Source organism: Microbacterium tenebrionis (assembly GCF_903645325.1).
Classification (GTDB): Bacteria; Actinomycetota; Actinomycetes; order Actinomycetales; family Microbacteriaceae; genus Microbacterium; species Microbacterium tenebrionis.
Genome location: NZ_CAHJXQ010000011.1, coordinates 1 through 17,462 on the forward strand (window position 1 = coordinate 1; position 17,462 = coordinate 17,462).

General features: G+C 69.7%; 18 protein-coding genes and 1 pseudogene. 6 read left to right on the top strand and 13 right to left on the bottom strand.

Going from position 1 to position 17,462, the window contains the following annotated elements; translation table 11 throughout:
- A partial coding sequence (locus tag HWX58_RS12755; RefSeq protein ID WP_508619503.1) for an RNA polymerDNA-directed RNA polymerase subunit B occupies window positions 1-1,758 on the bottom strand: 1,758 nt, incomplete at its 3' end.
- 238 nt (window positions 1,759-1,996) lie between these two features.
- Between HWX58_RS12755 and HWX58_RS12760 the strand changes: the two genes are divergently transcribed.
- Window positions 1,997-2,893 (top strand): TIGR01777 family oxidoreductase, encoded by an 897-nt coding sequence (locus tag HWX58_RS12760; protein ID WP_175988323.1) that lies wholly within the window; start codon window positions 1,997-1,999, stop codon window positions 2,891-2,893.
- 15 nt (window positions 2,894-2,908) lie between these two features.
- Here HWX58_RS12760 and HWX58_RS12765 read toward each other — a convergent pair whose 3' ends face one another.
- From HWX58_RS12765 to HWX58_RS12780, 4 genes are read right to left on the bottom strand one after another with little or no spacing between them, the layout of a single operon-like run.
- Entirely contained in the window at window positions 2,909-4,393 is a 1,485-nt protein-coding gene (locus HWX58_RS12765; protein WP_175988325.1) for a glycoside hydrolase family 3 protein, read from the bottom strand.
- Entirely contained in the window at window positions 4,390-5,223 is an 834-nt protein-coding gene (locus HWX58_RS12770; protein WP_175988327.1) for a carbohydrate ABC transporter permease, read from the bottom strand. The genes HWX58_RS12765 and HWX58_RS12770 overlap by 4 nt, the downstream gene beginning before the upstream one ends.
- The gene (locus HWX58_RS12775) at window positions 5,220-6,203 is read right to left on the bottom strand and encodes a carbohydrate ABC transporter permease (RefSeq protein WP_175988329.1); all 984 of its coding nucleotides are present in this window, start codon (window positions 6,201-6,203) and stop codon (window positions 5,220-5,222) included. The genes HWX58_RS12770 and HWX58_RS12775 overlap by 4 nt, the downstream gene beginning before the upstream one ends.
- Before the next feature lie 42 nt (window positions 6,204-6,245).
- The gene (locus HWX58_RS12780) at window positions 6,246-7,538 is read right to left on the bottom strand and encodes a sugar ABC transporter substrate-binding protein (RefSeq protein WP_175988331.1); all 1,293 of its coding nucleotides are present in this window, start codon (window positions 7,536-7,538) and stop codon (window positions 6,246-6,248) included.
- Window positions 7,539-7,698: 160 nt separating this feature from the next.
- Here HWX58_RS12780 and HWX58_RS12785 point away from each other — a divergent pair, with 160 nt between their 5' ends.
- From HWX58_RS12785 to HWX58_RS12795, 3 genes are all read left to right on the top strand, one after another.
- The gene (locus HWX58_RS12785) at window positions 7,699-8,559 is read left to right on the top strand and encodes a spermidine synthase (RefSeq protein ID WP_250646237.1); all 861 of its coding nucleotides are present in this window, start codon (window positions 7,699-7,701) and stop codon (window positions 8,557-8,559) included.
- Between the two features lie 78 nt (window positions 8,560-8,637).
- Complete coding sequence (locus HWX58_RS12790; RefSeq protein ID WP_175988333.1) at window positions 8,638-9,165, top strand: hypothetical protein; 528 nt, start codon at window positions 8,638-8,640, stop codon at window positions 9,163-9,165.
- A 34-nt stretch (window positions 9,166-9,199) separates the two neighbouring features.
- A complete protein-coding gene (locus HWX58_RS12795) occupies window positions 9,200-9,688 on the top strand; it encodes a SprT-like domain-containing protein (RefSeq protein WP_175988335.1) in 489 nt (162 codons plus the stop codon).
- Window positions 9,689-9,891: 203 nt separating this feature from the next.
- Here the strand turns inward: HWX58_RS12795 and HWX58_RS12800 are convergent, their stop codons facing one another.
- The 4 genes and pseudogenes from HWX58_RS12800 to HWX58_RS12810 all read right to left on the bottom strand — a co-directional run bounded on the left by HWX58_RS12800 (window position 9,892) and on the right by HWX58_RS12810 (window position 12,795).
- A complete protein-coding gene (locus tag HWX58_RS12800) occupies window positions 9,892-10,548 on the bottom strand; it encodes a 2-phosphosulfolactate phosphatase (RefSeq protein WP_175988337.1) in 657 nt (218 codons plus the stop codon).
- Window positions 10,549-10,722: 174 nt separating this feature from the next.
- Complete coding sequence (locus HWX58_RS12805; protein ID WP_250646238.1) at window positions 10,723-11,574, bottom strand: ABC transporter permease; 852 nt, start codon at window positions 11,572-11,574, stop codon at window positions 10,723-10,725.
- 70 nt (window positions 11,575-11,644) lie between these two features.
- Window positions 11,645-12,037: pseudogene (locus HWX58_RS15465) on the bottom strand (ABC transporter permease); the annotation flags it as partial.
- A complete protein-coding gene (locus tag HWX58_RS12810; protein WP_175988339.1) occupies window positions 12,034-12,795 on the bottom strand; it encodes an ABC transporter ATP-binding protein in 762 nt (253 codons plus the stop codon). The gene HWX58_RS12810 and the pseudogene HWX58_RS15465, both read right to left, overlap by 4 nt.
- A gap of 147 nt (window positions 12,796-12,942) precedes the next feature.
- Between HWX58_RS12810 and HWX58_RS12815 the strand changes: the two genes are divergently transcribed.
- Window positions 12,943-13,185, top strand: a complete 243-nt coding sequence (locus HWX58_RS12815) for a type II toxin-antitoxin system Phd/YefM family antitoxin (protein ID WP_175988341.1) — start codon at window positions 12,943-12,945, stop codon at window positions 13,183-13,185.
- Complete coding sequence (locus HWX58_RS12820) at window positions 13,186-13,572, top strand: type II toxin-antitoxin system VapC family toxin (protein ID WP_175988342.1); 387 nt, start codon at window positions 13,186-13,188, stop codon at window positions 13,570-13,572.
- A 16-nt stretch (window positions 13,573-13,588) separates the two neighbouring features.
- Here HWX58_RS12820 and HWX58_RS12825 read toward each other — a convergent pair whose 3' ends face one another.
- Genes HWX58_RS12825 through HWX58_RS12840 form a run of 4 tightly spaced genes read right to left on the bottom strand, consistent with a single transcriptional unit; the run spans window position 13,589 to window position 17,462 of the window.
- Window positions 13,589-14,224: a response regulator gene (locus HWX58_RS12825; RefSeq protein WP_175988344.1), complete on the bottom strand. Its 636-nt coding sequence runs from the start codon at window positions 14,222-14,224 to the stop codon at window positions 13,589-13,591.
- The gene (locus HWX58_RS12830) at window positions 14,221-15,456 is read right to left on the bottom strand and encodes a sensor histidine kinase (RefSeq protein WP_175988346.1); all 1,236 of its coding nucleotides are present in this window, start codon (window positions 15,454-15,456) and stop codon (window positions 14,221-14,223) included. Before HWX58_RS12830 ends, HWX58_RS12825 begins: the two co-directional genes overlap by 4 nt.
- Before the next feature lie 52 nt (window positions 15,457-15,508).
- On the bottom strand, window positions 15,509-16,300 hold the full coding sequence (locus HWX58_RS12835; protein WP_175988348.1) for a class I SAM-dependent methyltransferase: 792 nt from the start codon (window positions 16,298-16,300) through the stop codon (window positions 15,509-15,511).
- Between the two features lie 25 nt (window positions 16,301-16,325).
- Window positions 16,326-17,462, bottom strand: a complete 1,137-nt coding sequence (locus HWX58_RS12840; protein WP_175988350.1) for an AMP-binding protein — start codon at window positions 17,460-17,462, stop codon at window positions 16,326-16,328.

The following is a 17,462-nucleotide window of genomic DNA, read 5'->3' on the forward strand; positions in this document are numbered from 1 at the left end:
CGGCACGAGCGAGGTCGCGACCGAGACCATCTGACGCGGCGACACGTCCATGTAGCCGATCTCGGCGGGTTCGAACATGTCGACCTCGCCGCTGCCGCCCTTCGGGCGCGCAAGCACGTGGCTGTCGACGAAGCGCTTCTTCTCGTCGAGCGGCGCGTTGGCCTGCGCGATGTTGAAGTCGTTCTCCTCGGCGGCGGTCAGGTAGTCGATGTCATCGGTGACGACGCCGTCGACGACGCGACGGTACGGGGTCTCAATGAAGCCGAACGAGTTGATGCGCGCGAACGTCGCGAGCGAGCCGATCAGACCGATGTTCGGGCCTTCAGGCGTCTCGATGGGGCACATGCGGCCGTAGTGCGACGGGTGGACGTCGCGGACCTCGACGCCGGCGCGGTCGCGGGAGAGACCACCGGGGCCGAGGGCCGAGAGGCGGCGCTTGTGGGTCAGGCCCGCGAGCGGGTTGTTCTGATCCATGAACTGCGACAGCTGCGAGGTTCCGAAGAACTCCTTGATCGCGGCGACGACGGGGCGCACGTTGATCAGGGTCTGCGGCGTGATGGCCTCGATGTCCTGCGTGGTCATGCGCTCGCGGACGACGCGCTCCATGCGGGACAGACCCGTGCGGACCTGGTTCTGGATGAGCTCGCCGACGGCGCGGATGCGACGGTTGCCGAAGTTGTCGATGTCGTCGGTCGCGATGCGGATCTCGGCCTTCTTGCCGCTGCGGAGACCCTCGAAGGTCTCGTCGCCGCGGTGCAGGCGCACCAGGTACTTGATGGTCGCCACGATGTCCTCGACGGTGAGCACCGAGGAGTCCAGCGGCTGGTTCAGGCCCAGCTTCTGGTTGATCTTGTAGCGGCCGACCTTGGCGAGGTCGTAGCGCTTGGCGTTGAAGTAGAAGTTGTCCAGCAGCGCGCGGGCGGCCTCGGCGGCGACCTGCTCGCCCGGACGGAGCTTGCGGTAGATGTCGCGAAGCGCGTCTTCCTTGGTGAGGATGGTGTCCTTGGCCAGGGTCTCCTCGATGGAGGGGAAGCCGGCGAACTCGGCGAGGATCTCCTCGCTGGTCATGCCGAGCGCCTTGAGGAACACGGTGACGGACTGCTTGCGCTTGCGGTCGATGCGCACACCGACCTGGTCGCGCTTGTCGATCTCGAACTCGAGCCATGCACCGCGGCTGGGGATGACGCGGGCCGAGACGATGTCCTTGTCGGACGTCTTGTCGGGGGTCTTGTCGAAGTAGACGCCGGGCGAGCGGACGAGCTGCGAGACGACGACGCGCTCGGTGCCGTTGATGATGAACGTGCCCTTGCTGGTCTGCAGCGGGAAGTCGCCCATGAAGACGGTCTGCGTCTTGATCTCACCGGTCTGGTGGTTCATGAACTCGGCCTCGACGTACAGCGGGGCGGCGTAGGTCTTGCCGCGCTCCTTGCACTCGTCGATCGAGTACTTCTCGGGCTCGAGGTACGGGTTCGTGAAGCTCAGCTGCATCGTCTCGCTGAGGTCTTCGATCGGAGAGATCTCCTCGAAGATCTCCTCCAGACCGCTGAACTCGTTGAGGTCCTTGCGACCGGCCTTCTTGCCCTCGGCGACACGCGCCTTCCACGTGTCGTTGCCGACGAGCCAATCGAAGGACTCGGTCTGCAGCGCGAGAAGGTCGGGGACCGTCAGCGTGTCGGAGATCTTGGCGAACGAGAGGCGGGATGCTCCGCGTCCGTTCTTGTTGGTGGTGGATGTGGATGCGTTGCGAGCAGCAGCCAAGGGAATAACCTCCGTGAGCCCCGCAGGGCTTCTCGATTCCTTTGTCGTCAGGTGGAGTGCGCGCTCACGGTCTCAACTTCTGCCGACCACCATATGAGGGCAGGGAGAACGGAGGCGCAAAGAACAACTATACGTCGGATTTCACGACATGGCAAGCAGAATCCTTGACCAATTCGGGATGCTGCGGTAAAAGCCCCAGCCCTCGTGTTAGCGTCGACCAACCGCGGAGGTGATCGCCATGAGAATTCTGCTCGTCGGAGCATCCGGACTCATCGGGACCGAGGTCACCCGCCGGGCGGCCGGAGCCCACGACGTGCGTCGCCTGGTGCGTCGCGTACCGCGTTCAGACAGCGAGTACCGCTGGGATCCGGCCTCCGGAGTGCTCCCGCCGGAGGCGCTCGAATGGGCGGACGCCGTGATCAGCCTGTCCGGCGCAAGCCTGTCTCGCCTGCCCTGGACGAGCAGATACCGCGCCGAGATCAGACGCAGCCGCGTGCAGACCACGGAGGCGATCGCGCGGGGCATCGCCGCCGCCGCGTCCCCGCCCGCAGCCTGGGTGTCGGCCTCCGCTGTGGGTTTCTACGGCAACCGGCCCGCGGAGATCCTCACGGAGGAGTCCGCGGGCGGCACGGGCTTTCTCGCCGATGTCGTCAGCGAGTGGGAAGCGGCCACGGACGCTGCACGTCCGCACACCCGCGTCGTCAACGCGCGCACCGGGCTCGTGCTCGCTGGAGCCCTGCGCCCTCTGCTCATCACGACGCGGCTCGGTCTGGGCGCTCAGGTCGGCGATGGCCGTCAGCACTGGCCGTGGATCGGACTGGACGACGAGGCCCGCGCTCTCCTGCACCTGGCGACCGACTCCGCGACGAGCGGACCTGTGAACCTCGTGGCTCCGACCCGGTCCACCGCCCGTGATGTCAGCCGTGCCCTCGCCCGGGGGATGCACCGGCCCCATCTGTTCGTCTTGCCGCGCGTCGTTCTGCGGGCAGCACTCGGCCGGGCAGCGGACGAGCTCCTCCTCGCCGACCAGGCGGTGGAACCGCGGGTCCTGCTGACGGACGGCTTCACCTTCGAGCAGCCGACCATCGACGAAGGCGTCCGAGCCCTGTTGAGCGCCCGTCGCGCCGAAGCCTGAGGCCGCCCGCGGCTCTCAGCGCGCCAGGAGCAGGGCGCGAGCTGCCTCAGCGCCGAGACGGCTGGCCGCGCCGACCTCGATCGTGGGGACGGGCAGCGGATGCTGCGCGGCCAGGCCGACGTTGACGACCACGGTGTGCGGGTCGCGGGCAGCGGCGATCTCGACGAGCTCGCGCTGCTCGGCATTCACGTCGGGTCGGTCGATGAGCAGCACCAGGCGTCCCTCGGCAGCCGTCGCGGCATCCAGAGCGGCGCGCCGCTCGTCGTCCGAGGCACGGGCGACGTCGAGCCGCACGCGGAATCCGTCGCCGGCAAGTGCCTCGGCGACGTAAGCGGCGGCGCTGTCGACCGCGAGCGAGGAGCGGCGACGGGCGTCGACGACGGCGAGGGCGGATGCCACGGCCTCCGCGCCTGCGACGGCCAGGTCGCCCGTGACGCGCAGGGCGGCCCGGACGATCGAGGCGCCATCGAACGCCGGCGCCTCGGCAGGCGTCGCCTCTGCGAGCTGCGCGGCGAGCGCGCGAACGCGGTCACGGGCCTGCTCGACCCGTTCGCGGGCGAGCGTTCCGTCGCGCAGCGCCGCGACGACCGCGTCGCGGGCTGCGAGATAGTCCTGCTCGTCCTGATCGGATGCCGCGGCATCCCCGGGGTTGGTCGGATTGCCGATGCACAGCAGATCGGCGCCCGCGGCGAGCGCCTGCACCGCCCCCCCGCCGATGCCGACGGACTCGCGGATCGCTGCCATGTCGAGCGCATCGGTGATGATGACGCCGTCGAAGCCCATCTCGCGCAGCCGCCCCAGGACCGCAGGGTTCAGCGTCGCCGGCTGCCGACCCCACGCGGGGACGACGATGTGCGCGGTCATGATCGTGCGGACACCGGCGGCGATCGCAGCCCGGAACGGCTCGAGATGCACGTCCTCGACCTCGGACGGGTCGAGGGTGATCACGGGCAGCGCATGGTGCGAGTCGAGGTGGGTGTCGCCGTGGCCGGGGAAGTGCTTGACGCACGCGGCTGCGCCGCCGGCCTGCACTCCCCGCACGGCGGCGGCGACATGGCGCGAGACGAGCGCGGCATCTGAGCCGAAGGAACGGACGCCGATGACAGGATTGCGCGGATCGGTGTTGACGTCGGCGACAGGGCCGAGTACGACGTCGACACCGGCGGCACGGGCACGCCGGGCCAGCTCGCGGCCCGTCGCCTCGGTGGCATCCGGATCGTCGAGGGCGCCGAGCTGCGCTGCCCCCGGAAGCGTCGAGCCGGTCGCGACCTCGAGACGGGTGACGCTGCCGCCCTCTTCGTCGATGCCGATCAGCGCGTGCGGGTTCGCGTCGTGGATCGCCGAGCTCAGCGACGCGATGTCGCCGGCGACGTTCTGACCGAAGTACACGACGCCTGCGAGGTCGTCCTCGAGTGCCGCGTGCAGCCAGGCCGGAACCGTCGTGCCGAAGAACCCCGGCCACAGGACGCTGTTCGCGAGGCGGGTGAGGTCGTCCGTCATCCCTTCACGGCCCCCGAGGTCATGCCGCTGGCGAGACGCCCCTGCACGATCACGAAGAAGATCATGACCGGGATGGTGATGATCGTGGACGCGGCCATGATGCTGCCCCAGTCATTGGAGTGCAGGCCGAAGAACGACTTCAGGCCGATCGCGACGGTGTACTGGTCCGTTGCACCGCCGAGCATCGTCATGGCGAAGATGAACTCGTTCCACGCGGTGATGAAGCTGAAGATGCTCGTCGCCACCAGGCCGGGCATGACCAGCGGCAGCAGCACGGAACGGAACATCCGCCACCAGCTCGCACCGTCGAGGTACGCGGCCTCCTCGAGCTCGACGGGGACGGCGGCGACGAAGCCGCGCAGCATCCAGATGCCGAACGCGAGCGAGAGCGCGATGTAGACGATCATCAGACCGATGATGCTGTTGAGCAGACCCAGGCTCTTCACCTGCAGGAACAGCGGGATCACGAGCGCCTCGAGCGGCACCATCTGCACCACGAGGATCATCATGAGGATCATGGTGCGGAACCGGAACTTGAACCGCGCGACGGCGACCGCGGCGAGCAGGCACACCAGGGCGCTGACGAGCACGGTGACCAGCGCCACGATGGCGGAGTTGCGCAGGTACGTCCCGAACCCGCCCTCGTTGAACACGAACGCGAAGTGATCGAGGGTGAACGCCTCGGGAATGAACGAGCGCCCGCCGCTGGAGGCGTTCGCGTCGAAGGCGCTGGAGACCATCCAGTACGCGGGGAACAGCGTGAACGCGAGCACGACGACGACGCCGACGCCGACGCCGACGCGCGAGAGGACGGACTTCTTGGGGTTCACAGTTCGTCCTCCTTCATGAGCGAGCGGATGTACACGATCGTGATGCCGATCAGCACGAGGGTGAGCAGCACCGCGAGCGCGGCGCCGAAGCCGTAGCGGTTCTGACCGAACGATTCGACGTACGACCAGACGCCGAGATTGAGCACCGACCGGTTCGAGCCGGATCCGCCCGGCATCAGGTAGACCTGCGCGAAGACCTTGAAGTCCCAGATGGTCGAAAGGATGATCACGACCGAGAAGACGGGGCGCAGGGTCGGGAAGACGATCTGCCAGAAACGGCGCCAGGCGCCGGCGCCGTCCATCGCGGCGGCCTCGAGCATCTCCTTCGAGACGCCGAGAAGGCCCGCGAGCACGGTGATCGCGACGAACGGGAAGCCGTGGTGGACGACGTTGAGGAGCACGATCGCGTAGAACGACCACTGGTTCGTGAACCAGTTGACGGGCCCGTCGATGAGGCCGAGACCCAGGAGCATGTCGTTGAAGATGCCCCGGTCGGCGTCGAAGATGAAGGTCCACACGTACGTGCCGGTGACCGCGGGCATCGCCCAGGCGATCATGATGCAGCTGGCGACGATCAGCCGCCAGGTCTTGCCGAGGCGCTGCAGGAGCAGCGCCACGAGCGTGCCGACGGCGACCGTGGTGAACACGGCGACGGCTGCGAAGCCGACCGTGTTGGGAAGGACGACGGTCCAGAGGGTCTCGTCGGTCAGCGCCTCGATGTAGTTGCCGAAGCCGATCCAGTTGTTCTCGCCGGTGTTGATCTCGCGCAGACCGTAGTCCTGCAGCGAGTAGATGAACACCTGCACGAGCGGCCAGAGCATGAGCCCGGCCAGGATGATGAGTCCCGGCGCGAGGAGCAGCCACGGCCGGCTCTTCGCGAGCAGGGTGAACCGATTGGATCGGCGGCCACCGGGCACGGAGGCGGGGGTGTTGTTCCCCGCCTCCGTGGGTGTCGGCAGCGGGGCGTGCACCGTCGACATCAAGAGATACTGCCTAACTTGTCGAAGCTGGAGCTACCAGTCTCACTGATTGAGCAGCTCGGTCATCTCGGCCGCGGCATCCTTCGTCGCGGTGGCGACGTCCTTCTGCCCGCTGAGGATCGACTGCATCATGGCGTTGGTCGTCTTCTTCGCCTGGACGGCGCCGAAGTTCGGGGTGACGGGCACTGAAGCGCCGCCGTCGACCATCTGCTGAGCGAACGGCGCGACCAGCGGGTCGGTCGAGGCCAGCGCCTCTTCCATCGCCGAGGCGACACCCGGGAAGTAACCGGTCTGCGAAGCCCACTTCTCGGCGAACTCGCCCGTGGTCATCATCTTGGTGAACTCCCACGCGAGGTCGGCGTTCTTCGTCGTGTTGAAGATCGACAGGTGCGAGCCGCCGAGCACGGAAGGAGCGATGCCGCCGTCCTTGCCGGGGATGACGGCTGCGCCGATCTTGCCCTCGAGGTCGGGGTTCGCCTCGACGAGCGAGTCGGGGGTCCACGAGCCCGAGAGCATCATGGCGACGTTGCCCTGCGAGAACGCGTCACTGAGGTCGGTCTCCTTCCAGGTGGTCGCACCCGCGGAAGAGAAGCCGTGCTCGGTGGCGAGGTCGGTGTAGAACTGGATGCCCTCCTGTGACTCGGCGCTGTCGAGCTCGCTCGTCCAGGTGTCGCCGTCGAGCGTGGCGATCTCGCCACCGGCTCCCCAGACCCAGGGGTACACCTGGAACTCGGCATCGCCCGGCACCGGGAAGGCCATCATCTCGGGGTGGGCCTTCTTGATGGCCTCTCCGGCGGTGACGATGTCATCCCACGTCTTCGGAGCCTCGAGACCGAGCTCCTCGAAGATGTCGGTGCGGTAGACGAGCGCACGCACACCGGCATACCACGGCATGCCGTAGAGCTCCTCGTCGTAGGTTCCAGCGACCTCGAGACCCTCGACGAGGTCGTCGCGCAGGCCGTCTTCACCGTCGACGTACTCGTCGATCGGCAGCAGCGCACCCGCGTCGGCGAACTCGGCGGTCCAGGTCGTCCCGGTCTCGGCGACATCGGGGGTCGTGCCACCGGCGATCGCGGTCACGAACCGGTCGTGCGCATCGGCCCACTGGACCTCCTCGATCTCGACCTTGGCTCCGGTCTCCTCTTCGAAGGCCGCGGACACCTCGTCGTAGAACGCGGTCGCGTCGGGGTTGGTGCCCTTCATGATCCAGACGTTCAGGGTCTGCCCCTCGCCGTCCGTCCCACCGTCGCCCTCGCCGCCGCCTGCGGCGCAGCCGGCAAGGCCCAGCGAAGCCGTGACGCCCAGCGCCACGATCGAAAGAACCCGCTTCTTCATAAGCTGAATCTCCTCATTGAAAACTGCCCTCGGCCACGGCGGTCGCGGGCCGACTTGGAAAAAGTATTCACCACTAACAAACTCCCCGCAACCCGACTTCCCGATCGTCATCGACCTGTAACACGCCGGTCACGACGGCGCACCGAAGTAGGCTCGGCGCGTGGGACGCACACGCGCTCGGGACGCCGAGCATCCGATGGCACGCCTCGATCACGGCGGGATCGCCACCGTCGTCCCCTCGGAGTTCACGTCGGGCTTCGAGCTCATCGTCGACGGGACCCCGCAGTCGCACGTCGACCTCGCCGACCCCACGCACCTGCACTTCGAGTACATCGTCCGGATGGGCGCCGTCATCGATCAGCTGCCGGGCGGCCCGCTGACGGCCGTGCACCTGGGCGCCGGTGCGATGACGATCCCGCGCTACGTCGAGGCCACCCGCCCGGGATCGCGGCAGCAGGTGATCGAGCTCGAGGCTCCGCTGGCGGCCCTCGTCCGCGAGCATCTGCCGCTGCCCAAGGGCGCATCCATCCGGATGCGGATCGGTGACGCCCGCGCGGGTGTGGGGAAGCTGCCCGGCGCTCTGACCGGCGCCTGCGATCTCGTCGTCTCCGACGTGTACTCGGGCGCGCAGACTCCGGCGCATCTGACGAGCGCGGAGTTCTACCGCGAGCTGTCGTCACTGCTCGGCCCGGCGGGCGTCCTGCTCGTGAACGTCGCGGACGGACCCGGTCTCGCATTCGCCAGACGCCAGGTCGCCACGATCGCGCACGTGCTGCCGGAGGTCGCCCTCCTCGCCGACACGCAGGTGCTCAAGGGCCGCCGGTTCGGCAACCTCGTGATCGCGGCGTCCGCCGCTCCCCTGCCGACCGACTGGCTGCCGCGGATGCTGGCGGCCGGTCCCCATCCGGCGAAGATCGCGCAGGGCGCGGAGGTGCGGGCGTTCGCGCAGGATGCCCGGATCGTCACGGATGCGGATGCCGTGGCATCCCCGAAGCCCGACGCATCGATCTTCCTGCGCTGAAAACGGCATCCGGGGCGCGCCGACCCCGACTCCCGCGAACTCGGATGCAGACTGAGGATGCTGCGAGAGGAGAGCACGTTGGGTTACATCAAGGGTTACGACTCCGAGACTCTTCGCGAGCAGGTGGACCAGGCCGAGTGCGCCGCTCGGCTCGCCGAGATCGAGGAGCAGCGGAGCCTCCCGGCCATGCTCGAGCGGGTCTGGCTGCTGAAGGTGCTGGACCGGCTGGACGAGGCGCTGTCGCTGTCGGACGAATCGGTGCGCGTGGCGCGGATGGCAGGCACCCGCAAGGACGTGCTGCGCTCCCGCGTGCTGCACGCGACGATCCTGCAGTACCGCGGCGCGCACGCCGCCGCAGAGCAGGAGCTCACGACCTGCGCCGCCGAAGCCGAGGGCCAGCGCTGGGCGGGGATCGCCGCGTTCGCGCACCAGAACCACGGACGCAACGCCTACGAGGCCGGCGACTTCGAGCAGGCGCGCGAGAGCTTCAAGCAGGCGCTGTTCCTGCGACGCGAGGCCGGCGCGTCCGACGAGGAGCTGGGGAGCGTGCTGCTGTCGATCGAGGCCGCCGAGCGCCGCCGCAGCGGCGAGCTCGTCGCCGGCTGAGCCCGATGTCCGGGGCCTCATCTAGCCTGGATGCATGGCCGATCTGAACCGTGTGCGTGTCTGGGCCGACGCGCTCATCCGCATGCACCTCGACGCGTCGTGGTCGTTCGGGTTCGACAACGCCAAGCTCCGTGCCGGGCAGTGCGATTTCCGCAAGAAGCGGATCACAGTCTCGCGATACCTGGCCGCCCGCTTCGAGGACGACGAGATCCACCAGGTGCTGCTGCACGAGGTCGCCCACGCCCTGGCCGGTCATCGCGCGGCGCACGGTCCGACGTGGCGGCGGACGGCCCGCGAGCTGGGGTACGTCGGCGGCGCGACGCATCACGGCGAGACAGCCCACGAGCTCGCACCGTGGGTCGGCACCTGCCCGTCGGGTCATGTGACCTATCGGCACCGGCGCCCCAGCCGGCCCACGTCGTGCGCGAAGTGCTCGAAGACCTACGACCCGCGTTTCGAATTCGCCTGGCTGCGCCGCGAGATCACCCCCGCCGCGCGTCTCGCCGCCCGCACCCCGCGCTGATGCTCGGTCGCGTCAGGGCGCCACGCAGTCATCGAGCGTTCTCACGGTCGTCGAGCACCCGTGTCGTCGAGCACCCCGAGTCGCTGGATCAGCTCCATGGGTCGCCGGATCAGCTCCACGGGTCGCCCCGCGAACGGAGCGAGACGGAGCGGGCTGAGCGAGACGAAGCGGGCTGACCGACAGCAGGGAGTCGAAGTCCTCTCTCAGACGAACGCGACGAACTCGTCGCCGTCGAGCACCGGCACCGCGTCGGTCGCGTCGACCGCGGCCGCAGCCTTCGGGTCGGTCGGGGCCAGCCCGGCCGCCTGCATCTTCGCGGTCGCCTGGACGCCCGCGGCGATCTCCTTGGCGGATCCGGATGCGGTGAGCAGGTGCCTCAGCGCCCGGCGCAGTCCGCGGGCGGACTCGCATGCCGCTGCGGCTTCCGGCGAGGTGTGATCCGCGCCCAGATCGCTGAGCGCCGCGATGATGGTGCCCGCGCCGAGGAGGTCCTCGACGGCGAAGCGGAGGTCGCCGGCATCCGTCAGCTCCCCCGCCGCGATGACGGTCACCGAGGTCCGCTGCTGACGGCGGTTCTGGATCTCCAGCACCGCGCGTGCGGTCGCGGCGGCGTTGCGGAGCGATCCGATCAGCACGGTCGCCTCCCGCGCGGCGGCCGCGACGGCGGCTCCGTCGCGCGACCAGGTTGCGGCATCCGTGAGCGAGACGGTGCGGCCGGAGGCGACCGCATCCGTCACGGTCGACGAGAAGCGGAGCACGTCGACGACCACGACGACGTCGGCCGGTGCGAGGCGCTCGAGTCCCGCGACCCCCCACTCGAAACGGACCTGGTACGACGACTGATCGAACGGCTGCGGCATCCCCCCAGCCTATGGGCGGCAGGGGGCGCGGATGGCTGCCACCGTCATGATGTGACGACCACCCGCGACCCCTCGTTGGGCGACGGGCGCTGGCCCTCCCCGAGGGGGCGCAAATGGCCGCCGCGGGCCCGCACCGGCAACCAAACGCGACCCCTCCGCCGCGCGCCGACATGCTCAGTCGACGGCGAGCGCCTCGACCGGGGCCACGCGCGTCGCCAGGCGCGTGGGGGCCGCGGCGGCCACCAGCGTCAGCACGCCCGTCGCCACCACGATGATGACGACCGGTAGCCACGGCACGGCCGGCGCGACGAGTCCGGCCGTCTCCTCGAAGAACGGCGGCATTCGCACCGATCCGAGCAGCGACTGCGCGGCGATCCAGCCGTACACGACTCCCAGGACCAGCCCGGTGACCGTGGCGGTCACCGTGATGTGCAGCGCCTCGAGCAGGATCATCCGGCGCACCTGACCGTTAGACAGGCCGACCGCACGCAGCAGCCCGAGTTCGCGTCGGCGCTGCACCACGCCGATGGTCAGCAGGTTCACGAGCCCCACCGCGGCGATGACGGCCGAGATCCCGACGAGCACCATCATGACGGCGGCGAAGCTGTCCATGATGACCGCGAACTCCGAGTCGAGCTCACCGCCCGCCGCCTTGGTCAGCAGCGCTTTCACGGACTCCAGAGCGACGGCGAACATCGTCACGAGGGTCACGCCCATCACGACGCCGATCGCCATGCGGCTGGAGCGCTCCGGGTATCGCAGGGCGTTCTCCGCCGCGAGGCGAGCGGTCGCCGATCGCCCGAACGCACGTCCGACGAGGCGCAGAAGCGGCGGCATCACGAGCACCGACGCCAGCGAGATGCCCGTGAACGACAGCAGTCCGCCGAAGAACGAGATGATCACGCCGAGCGGGGTGACGAGTCCGACGAGCACGCCGAAGGCGAGCAGCGCGGCTCCCAGGATCAACAGCAGCAGCGCGCCGACGTGGCGGGTCGGGCGTGCAGCGGCATCCTCGTGCGGCGACATACACGCCGGCCGCCGCGACCAGGATGCCGACGAAAACTCCGAGGACGGCCCCCAGCGCGCCGACCACGAAGCCGTGGCCGGCCACCTCGGTACGCTGCGATCGCGCCGTCGCCCCGATCAGCCGCATCAGCGCGATACGGCGGGTGCGGCCCGCGACGATCGTCGAGAACGTGTTCGCCGTGACGATGGCCGCGACGTACAGCGCGACGCCGATCAGCAGCACCGACAGGATCGCCACGACGGCGGCGAGCGTGCCGCTGTCGCCGATGTGCGGGTCGGACTGCAGCATCGCACCGATGTAGGCGGTCGCCTCGACGAGGACGACACCGAACGCCGACGAGAGCGCCGCGACGAGGACGCTGGCGCCCATGCCGCGGTCGCGCAGCCAGCCCAGACGCGGGCCGGTCATCGTCGACTCGGGCACGACGGTGGACACCACACCGGACGTCGCGACCGCGCTCATGCCGCCACCTCGGCAGCCAGCATGTACGACGCGATCTGCTCGGCGCTCTGCCGCGGGTGGTCGGCGACGATCCGGCCGTCGCCGAGGAACAGCACGCGGTCGGCGTGGCTGGCCGCGATCGCGTCGTGCGTGACCATCGCGATCGACTGGCCGTGCTCGCGGGTCGCCGTCGCCAGCAGCTGCAGCACCTCGCGGCCGCTGCGCGAGTCGAGGTTGCCGGTCGGCTCGTCGGCGAAGACGAGGTCGGGCGCGGTCGCCAGGGCGCGGGCGATCGCGACGCGCTGCTGCTGACCGCCGGACAGTTCATGCGGCCGGTGGTTCAACCGCGAGGCGAGCCCGAGCCGCTCGACGAGTCCGTCGATGCGGGCCTTCTCGATCGCGCTGGGGCGACGTCCGTCGAGCTCGAACGGCAGCAGGATGTTGCCCAGGGCGTCGAGGGTGGGGACGAGGTTGAACGCCTGGAAGATGAACCCGACGCGCCGGCGGCGCAGGATCGTCAACTCGAGGTCGCCGAGGCCGGTGATGTCGGTGTCGCCGATCCACGCGCGGCCCTGCGTCGGGGCGTCGAGCCCCGCCATGATGTGCATGAGCGTGGACTTGCCCGAGCCCGACGGCCCCATGATCGCGGTGAACTGCCCGCGGCGGATGCCGACGCTGACGTCGGTGAGGGCGTTCACCGCGCCGTCGCCCGAGCCGTAGGTCTTCGTGAGGTGCTGGACTCGGGCGGCGAGCCCGAGGTCGCTGGTCGTGATCTCCATGCTCTTCACGCTACGAACGGTGGATGCCTTGCCGCATCGCTCCCCCGTCGCATCCGCCTACATCGCAAGGATGATCCGCGCGGCCTCAGGACCGCGCCGATGCGGGCCCCATGGGCTAGACTAAGTCGAGTTAGCTAAGGAGTCATCATGCCCACGGTCAACATGCACGAGGCGAAGACGCATCTGTCGCGGCTCGTGGATGCCGCCTTCGACGGCGAAGTCGTGATCATCGCCAAGGCCGGCCGCCCAGTGGCAAAGCTCACGCGCGTCGATTCTCCGACGACCCGTCGCCGCCTCGGGTTCCTCGCCGATCAGGCTCAGGTCCCCGACGACTTCGATGACCTCGCGGCGGATGAGATCTCCGACCTGTTCGCGGGAACGGACACCTGAGTGCGGCTGCTGCTCGACACGCATCTCCTGCTCTGGAGCGCCTACGCTCCTGGCCGACTGCGGCCGGAGGCGACCCGCCTGATCTCCGACGAGTCGAACGACGTGCTCTTCAGTGCTGCAAGCATCTGGGAGGTTGCGATCAAGGCAGCACAGGGCCGGGACGACTTCACCGCCGATCCGCACGTGCTTCGACGCGAACTGCTCGAGAACGGGTACGACGAACTGGCCATCACAGGAGCCCACGCGGTCGCCACATCCGGGCTCCCTGATATCCATCGGGACCCGTTCGACCGAGTTCTCGTCGCCCAAGCCCGGATCGAAGGCATCACGCTCCTCACCTCTGACCGCTCCGTCGCGGCATACGGAGCCCCGGTCCGACTCGCGTAGTCGATCGCCGGGCGGCTCAGGCCAGACCGTGCTCGAACGCGAACACCACGAGCTGCACACGATCGCGCAGCGACAGCTTGGTGAGGATGCGGCTGATGTGCGTCTTGACCGTCGCCTCGCTGAGGAACTCGCGCCCGGCGATCTCGGCGTTCGAGAGCCCTCGGGCCGCGAGCGCGAAGATCTCCTGCTCGCGCTCGGTGAGGGCTGCGAAAGACTCCGGCACCGGGCGCGTCTGCGGCGTGAAGTGCGCGAACAGCTCGCGCGTCGCGGATGCCGCGATCACGCTCGACCCGGAATGCACGGTGCGGATCGCGGCGAGCAGGAACTCCGGCTCGGCGTCCTTCAGCAGGAACCCGCTCGCTCCCTGCCGGATGGCCCGCGCCGCCGCCTCGTCGAGATCGAAGGTCGTCAGCATCACGACGCGCGGGGGCTCCGGCTGCGCCAGCAGATGACCGGTCGCCGTCAGGCCGTCCATCACCGGCATCCGGATGTCCATCAGCACGACATCCGGGCGGTGGGCGGCGACGGCATCGAGCGCCTCCTGCCCGTTGCCGGCCTCGCCGACGATCTCCATGTCGGGCTGCGACGACACGAGCATGCGGATGCCGGCGCGGAACAGCGCCTGGTCGTCGACGAGCAGCACCCGGATCATGCCGTCTCCTCTCCGCTGGCAGTGCCACCGACCGGAGCACCGGCGGGCCCGCTGTGGAACGGCTCTCCGATGGGCAGTCGGGCGTGCACGACGAACTCCTCGCCGTCGCGCTCCGCCCGCAGCACGCCGCCGATGAGCTGGGCCCGCTCGCGCATGCCGACGATGCCGTGACCTCCCGCGCCGATCGGTGCGGCAGTGGCGTCGCCGAGGCGGTTGCGCACCTCGATGCGCACGCTGTCCGGCATCCAGGCCAGCCGCACGTCGACCGTGTCGCCGCTGCCGTGCCGGATCGCGTTGGTCAGCGCCTCCTGCAGGATCCGGTACACCGCCAGCTGCACCGCCCCCGGCGGCTCCCCCGGCGGCATCGGGTCGACGGTGACGCGCGGTTCGAGCCCGGCCTGCCGCACCTGCTCGAACAGCTGCTCGAGATCGGCGATGGTCGGCTGCGGTCCGACTCCCTGACGATGGCGCAGCTGCGTCAGCAGCATCCGCACGTCGGAGAGTGCGGCGCGGGCTGTCTGCGCGACAGTGCCGAGCGTCTCCGCCGCGATCTGCGGAGACGATGCCGCGGCGTACCGCGCACCGTCGGACTGCGCGATGATCACCGCGAGAGAGTGCGCGACGACGTCGTGCATGTCGCGTGCGATGCGCACCCGCTCCTGCTCCTCGGCGGCGGCGACCTCCGCGCGAGCCTGCGCGTCGCGCGTCGCGCGCCAGCGCAGCACCATCCGCCACCCGAAGCCGCCCAGCCACGGCGCTCCGAGGGTGAGGACGCTGACGACGGTGAGGGCGACCACGGTGGTGATGATGCCGAAGACTCCGGCCATGCCGTTCACGAACACGATCTGCAGCGCCGCGATGATGCCGCCGATGACGGCGGAGCCCAGACCCGCCCAGAAGATCCGGGTCGAGCCCCACGCCGCGGTGGCGTACAGGACGCCGAGGATCGCGACGTTGATCGGCAGCGGGCCGAGCCCGGCGAGCAGCTGCACGATCGCGCCCAGCCACGCGACGCTCAGGGCGATTCCCGGTGCGAGTCGGCCGACGGCTACGGCGCCGAACTGCAGCACTGCGGCGATCACGACCGCGGCCACCGCGACCGGCTCTGCGACCGTCGTGCTCAGCTGACCCGGCGAGTAGAACACCAGCGACATCGGCAGGAACAGCGCGAACAGCAGGCTCGCCCCCACGATGTCGAGGACGAGCGCAGTGCGGGACAGCGGGCGGATCACTCCTTCACGCTACGCGAGGGCAGGATGCCGCGGCATCCGCCTGGGGATGTATTCAGGCGCGCGCGATGATCTCGCCGTGCGGCACGAGGAACCAGCCGTCTCCGGCATCCGCCCACGTGCGCCATGCGCGGCTGATGCGCTCGAGGTCCGTGCGCCCGGCCATGCCCGAATCGACGAGTTGTCGGGCCAGGGCGGACTCGAGGATGCGGTCGGCCCACATGCCGCCCCACCAGGCGCGTTCCTCCGGGTTCGCGTAGCACCAGGTGGACGCGGTCGCCGTGACGTCCTCGAATCCCGCTGCCCTGGCCCACGAGAGGAGGCGCCGCCCGGCATCCGGTTCTCCGCCGTTCGCGCGAGCCGCTTCGCGGTACAGCCTCAGCCATTCGTCGAGCTCCGGCAGCAGCGGGAACCAGCCGAAGCCGGCGTAGTCGGCGTCCCGGGCTGCGACGATCCCGCCCGGTCTCACCACCCGCCGCATCTCGCGCAACGCCTGCACCGGGTCGGCGACGTGCTGCAGCACCTGATGGGCGTGTGCGACGTCGAACGAGTCGTCCGGGAAGCTCAGCGCGTGCACGTCCTCGACCGCGAAGTCGACATTCCGGATGCTGCGCTCCGCCGCGAGCTTCTGCGAGATCCCGAGGGCGTCCGCGTTGATCTCGGTCGCTGCGACGCGGGCGACGACAGCTGCGAAGTCCATCGTGATCGTGCCCGGCCCCGCTCCGACATCGAGCAGGCGCGTGTCGGGGCGCAGGTGCGGACGGAGATACTCCGCCGAGTTCGCGATCGTGCGATTGCTGTGCGATCGCAGCACCGAATCGTGGTGCCCGTGGGTGTAGGTGGCCATGGCGGCGCCCTTCGGTCGGTGCGCCTCAGCGCAGTTCGGCGGCGATCCGCCGGATCGCCTCACGGTCGGGCTTGCCGGACGACAGCGTCGCGAGCTCGTCGACGAGGATGAGCCTGGCCGGCCGCGCCGGCTTGCCGATCTCGTCGGCGACGGCCGCCCGCGCGTGCTCGAGCTGCTCGGACGCGCTGCGGCGAAGCGCCTCGCCGCGCTGGACGACGATGACGGATGCCTCACCCCAGCGCTCATCCTCGACGCCGACGACGACGGCTCCGGTGAGCCCGGGGATGCCGCGCACGATGCGCTCGACCCGGTCGAGCGAGATGTTGACGCCGCCGGAGACGATGACGTTGTCGGCCCGGCCGCGCACCCGCACGACGCCATCCTCGACGATTCCGAGGTCACCGGTGCGGTACCAGCGGATACCGTGCGCGTCGCGGGTGAAGGTGCGCTGCGTGAGCGCGGGGTCGCCGAGGTAGCCGTCCGCGAGCATGGGGCCGGCGATCTGCAGCTCGCCATCCTCGACCCGGACGGCAGCGGTCTCGAGCGGGATGCCGTCGTAGACGCAGCCGCCGCTCGTCTCGGTCGATCCGTAGGTGCGCACGAGCTTCACGCCGAGCTCGGCCGCGCGCTCCCGCACGGGCTGGGGCAGGGCCTGGCCCCCGACGAGGATCGCGTCGTACGCCTGCAGCGCCGCGAGGACGGCCGTCTCGCCTGCGGCATCCAGAAGGGTCGCGACCTGGGCGGGGACGAGCGAGGTGAACAGCGGGCCGCTCGGCGGCATCCCGAGCGTGGCCTCGGCGAACGATCGCGGCGAGAATCCACCGGACGGCAGCACAGGACTCGTGCCCGCGAGGATCGAGCGGACGATCACCTGGAGCCCGGCGACGTAACCGGCGGGCAATGCGAGCAGCCACCGTCCGGAGCCGATCCGCTCGGCGGTCGCCTCCGCACCCGCGCGCAGAGCCACGGCGCTGAGGACGACGCGCTTGGGGATGCCGGTCGATCCGGACGTGCCGATGACGACGGCCGTGCCGTCTTCGACCTCGGGCGGCTGCTCCCCCAGCATCCCGAGCCCGATCGCGGGGCCGCCGTCGAAGGCGCGCTCCAGGTCGCGCTGGAGCTGCGCGGGGTCGTCCGCGGACGTCGTGACCAGGGCGACCAT

Excerpts from the sequence above, each read along its gene's own strand:
- HWX58_RS12760 (WP_175988323.1), top strand. The coding sequence starts at position 1,997 with ATGAGAATTCTGCTCGTCGGAGCATCCGGACTCATCGGGACCGAGGTC.
- HWX58_RS12765 (WP_175988325.1), bottom strand. The coding sequence starts at position 4,393 with ATGACGGACGACCTCACCCGCCTCGCGAACAGCGTCCTGTGGCCGGGG.
- HWX58_RS12775 (WP_175988329.1), bottom strand. The coding sequence starts at position 6,203 with ATGTCGACGGTGCACGCCCCGCTGCCGACACCCACGGAGGCGGGGAAC.
- HWX58_RS12780 (WP_175988331.1), bottom strand. The coding sequence starts at position 7,538 with ATGAAGAAGCGGGTTCTTTCGATCGTGGCGCTGGGCGTCACGGCTTCG.
- HWX58_RS12795 (WP_175988335.1), top strand. The coding sequence starts at position 9,200 with ATGGCCGATCTGAACCGTGTGCGTGTCTGGGCCGACGCGCTCATCCGC.
- HWX58_RS12800 (WP_175988337.1), bottom strand. The coding sequence starts at position 10,548 with ATGCCGCAGCCGTTCGATCAGTCGTCGTACCAGGTCCGTTTCGAGTGG.
- HWX58_RS12805 (WP_250646238.1), bottom strand. The coding sequence starts at position 11,574 with ATGTCGCCGCACGAGGATGCCGCTGCACGCCCGACCCGCCACGTCGGC.
- HWX58_RS12810 (WP_175988339.1), bottom strand. The coding sequence starts at position 12,795 with ATGGAGATCACGACCAGCGACCTCGGGCTCGCCGCCCGAGTCCAGCAC.
- HWX58_RS12815 (WP_175988341.1), top strand. The coding sequence starts at position 12,943 with ATGCCCACGGTCAACATGCACGAGGCGAAGACGCATCTGTCGCGGCTC.
- HWX58_RS12825 (WP_175988344.1), bottom strand. The coding sequence starts at position 14,224 with ATGATCCGGGTGCTGCTCGTCGACGACCAGGCGCTGTTCCGCGCCGGC.
- HWX58_RS12835 (WP_175988348.1), bottom strand. The coding sequence starts at position 16,300 with ATGGCCACCTACACCCACGGGCACCACGATTCGGTGCTGCGATCGCAC.
- HWX58_RS12840 (WP_175988350.1), bottom strand. The coding sequence starts at position 17,462 with ATGGTCGCCCTGGTCACGACGTCCGCGGACGACCCCGCGCAGCTCCAG.